Source organism: Synechococcus sp. R55.2 (assembly GCF_047462075.1).
Taxonomy (GTDB): domain Bacteria; phylum Cyanobacteriota; class Cyanobacteriia; order Thermostichales; family Thermostichaceae; genus Thermostichus.
Genome location: NZ_JANSIH010000384.1, coordinates 1 through 503 on the forward strand (window position 1 = coordinate 1; position 503 = coordinate 503).

Here is a 503-nt window from a genome sequence, read left to right on the forward strand (position 1 = left end):
CTGAGTCTGATACTCCAGGTGATTACTGAAAAGCGTTACATCATTGCTGGGCTGCTGGCCTTTATGCTGTTAGTACCCCTGGCCATAACCTCAACGACCGGCTGGCAGCGACGGCTCAGGCAGAGCTGGCGCCGTCTGCATCGGCTCGTCTACCTGGCCGCAATACTGGCCGTGATACACTATCTGTGGCTAAGCAAAGATCCGCGTCCGGCGCTCATTGCCGGAACTCTACTCACAATCCTGCTGTTCGCCCGTATTCCGGCTAGGCAAACCTGGCAGCGTGTGGTACAATGGCGATATGAGCGAACTCAAAGACAAACTGGTACTCGTCGTTGATGACGAGCCGCGTATGATAACCTTCATGCGCATGAATCTCGAGCTAGAAGGTATGCGGGTAACAACTGCCACCAATGGCCGTGAAGCGGTCGAAAAGGTGCGCGAGGAGATGCCCGATATTGTCTTGCTCGATGTCATGATGCCGGGCATGGATGGCTATCAATTTT

General features: G+C 54.3%; 2 protein-coding genes. Both read left to right on the forward strand.

The genetic code is table 11. The features are described 5' to 3' along the window. On the forward strand, window positions 1–336 hold a 336-nt coding region (locus NW838_RS12160), incomplete at its 5' end, for a ferric reductase-like transmembrane domain-containing protein (protein ID WP_414428115.1). 31 nt (window positions 337–367) lie between these two features. Continuing rightward, window positions 368–503, forward strand: a 136-nt coding sequence (locus tag NW838_RS12165) for a response regulator (RefSeq protein WP_414428116.1), incomplete at its 3' end; no start/stop codon positions are given.